Annotated in this window: 2 protein-coding genes and 1 pseudogene; 2 read left to right on the top strand and 1 reads right to left on the bottom strand. The window is 35.1% G+C overall.

Annotated elements, in window-relative coordinates; genetic code table 11:
- Window positions 1-259: 259 nt before the first annotated feature.
- Entirely contained in the window at window positions 260-1,438 is a 1,179-nt protein-coding gene (locus F6K13_RS27095) for an LptF/LptG family permease (protein ID WP_124142631.1), read from the bottom strand.
- A gap of 606 nt (window positions 1,439-2,044) precedes the next feature.
- On the opposite strand from F6K13_RS27095, the gene F6K13_RS27090 reads away from it, so the two are divergent.
- Entirely contained in the window at window positions 2,045-2,515 is a 471-nt protein-coding gene (locus tag F6K13_RS27090; protein ID WP_124154410.1) for a hypothetical protein, read from the top strand.
- 27 nt (window positions 2,516-2,542) lie between these two features.
- A pseudogene (locus tag F6K13_RS27085) lies at window positions 2,543-2,753 on the top strand (hypothetical protein); the annotation flags it as partial.

Genomic DNA, 2,753 nt, shown 5'->3' with positions numbered 1-2,753 from the left:
TGATAGGTAAATGTTACTTGAATTACTCTTAATCTTCAATTACTCAAGATGTGCAGACCCTAGTTTTGAACTATCAAAATAATTGGGTCTAAAACCCTGCCTTTTAATCAGTTATTAGTTAAATCTTTTGTATTTTTTCTGGTTTGACCAAAATAATAAAAATAAAGTCATAAATGAACTTCTAAGTTATGACTTCAGACTTAAGAAATTCCTGTTACAAAAACAACTTCTGACTTCTGACTTCTGACTTCTAAATTCCTTAACGTGAAGCTCTTGCTATAAGTAACATTGCCACTCCAATACCCATAAAATTGGGTAACCATCCAGCCAAAAAAGGAGTCAAAACCTCTTTTTGCCCCATTGCCCCTGTAATAAAAGAAAGTAAATAATAAGCAAAAATAATTATCACACTAATACCAAAGCTAGTACCTCTATTCGCATTTCTCTGAGGTCTAATTCCTAAAGCTGCCCCTACTAAACCCAGAACCAAACAAACAAAAGGTACAGCAAACTTTTGTTGAATTCTGACTTGAGTTTTAACAATTTTCCGATGATTTCCACTCAGTCGCATTAACTCCAAATATTCATAAGATTGAGGAATATTCATCTGTTGATAAGTACGTCTTTTACCTGCTAAATCTAAAGGTGCCGTAGAAAGTTTTAATTCTTGATGGTCAAACTTAACAATATTACGGTAAGAACCATCTGGAGATACAATATAAATAGTCCCATTAAACAAGTCCCAAATATTTTCTGCTGGATTCCAAGTTGCTGACTCAGAAGACACAATTTGGTCAACCCCATATTGGGAACGATCTACAATAGTCACCCCCCTCATATATTTACCATCAAACTTTTCGGCATAGAATAAACGAGTCAAAGTATCTTTCTTACTTCCGTCTGGCCGCTCAACTTTGCCAAATTCTGGATAGAAAATATGTTCTTCCCGAAAAGGAGGATCGTCTCGGTCTAAAGTTCTCTCTAAAGTCAGAGATGCTTGATAGTTGGCATTAGGTACAATTACTTCATTAAGGGCAAAAGTTAAACCAGTTACGGTCAGACCTAATATTACCGCAGGTATAAGCATTCGATAGACGCTAATGCCACAGCTACGCAGAGCAACTATCTCACTATTACTAGACATCTGACTGTAAACCATCAGAGTCGATAGTACCATTGCCATAGGGAATGCCCAACCAATAAACTCTGGCACTTTTAAGAAAAATACTTGAAGGGCAATAGAAATAGGTAGTCCAGATTCTGTTACTTTCCGGACCAATTCAAACATTGCCCCCGCTGTTACCCCGATAGATGAAAATAATCCTACACCAAAGAGAAATGGCCCAATTAATTCTATGATGATGTAGCGGTCCATAACTGAAATTTTTGGTTCCAGTCTTTGTAGGAAGAATAAAGACTTTGAGATACTGCGCTCCATATATTTCAGATTTAAGGTCAAGTCTACAATTTAGAATTTAGAATTTAGAATTTAGGATTTAGAATTACCTATTCTTATAAACAAAATGAAATGGGAATTTTTCAGAATATTACTTAAGGTTAACGTAATCTGAATCAAAATTTCAGGAAGTAGAAAACTGATAAGAGGAAATTAATTGTGATTAATTGTAGAGGAGAATAAGCAAAGTCTACCAGAGAAGTAAGATGTTCCTGCTATGGTTTTCCGTAACCAAAATAATTTGAATATCATTAGAAGATATTTTCAGAAAAAATGCTATTTAAGAAGGTGAAAATATTCAAGGCATTCTTAACTTTATTATGATATAAATCGTACTGTGGCATTATCTAAAGTTATGGTTTTTATTTATTATTTTTCAGAACATTATTATAAGTTGCTATAGATTTTTTTGATGAACTCTATGAGAGTTTTTTCATGGAATTTATAATTTTTGGAAAAGACATAATACTCATATCTTTCATCTATTTCTAAATTGATTTTTTCAGTTTGCCCCGATTAAATAGAATAGCTTAGAATATTATCTAATAACTAACTTAATCTGAGTCCAATTTTAAGAGGCTGAAAATTATGGAACCTATTACTATTGTAATGGCGCTAGTTGCTGTATTGGGGACAAAAGCTTTGGAAAAAACAGGAGAAAATATTGGGCAGGTGGTCTGGGATAAAAGTGCTAAGTTGATGAAATATCTCAAACAAGAATCTCCCGATACTGTAACTGCTATTGAACAAATTTCGGAGCAACCTTTGGATTATGGTCAGGCAGTTTTGGAAATGCAGGAGGCAGCAGAAAATCCTGATGTTGCTCGGACAATACAGGAGTTGGCAGCGGCAGTAGAAGAAAATCCTCATCCAAAGTTGACTGAGGTTATGGAAGAAATTAGAGAAGTGTTAAAGTCTCTGGAGTCCGAAGATGAAAAGAATGCCAACATAGTAGCAAAAGTAATTAATGCAGAAATGGTTGCTGAAAAAATAGCTCAAAGAGGTGGGATAATTTTTGAACAAGGTGGCAGTGTAACTATTCATAGTCCAACTTATTGACTGACTTCGCCCGAACAGGGTAGAGAATTGAGTCTCAAGGAATGGCAAGATATTTGTCGGGAAATGCTGAATAATAAACTAACCAGTAATTCCCTATTTCACGATGATGAGGAGTCAAAAAAACACCGAGAACAAATTTATGTTCCCCTGGCACTGGTGGAACGGAAAAAACCTGAGAAACGAGAACAAGATGGGTTATCTCCCGAACAGGGAACGAAACTTTATGAACCCCAATATG

This window comes from Okeania sp. SIO2B9, assembly GCF_010672505.1.
In the GTDB taxonomy this organism is placed as follows: Bacteria; Cyanobacteriota; Cyanobacteriia; order Cyanobacteriales; family Microcoleaceae; genus Okeania; species Okeania hirsuta.
This window is presented reverse-complemented; position numbering and strand designations above follow the sequence as displayed.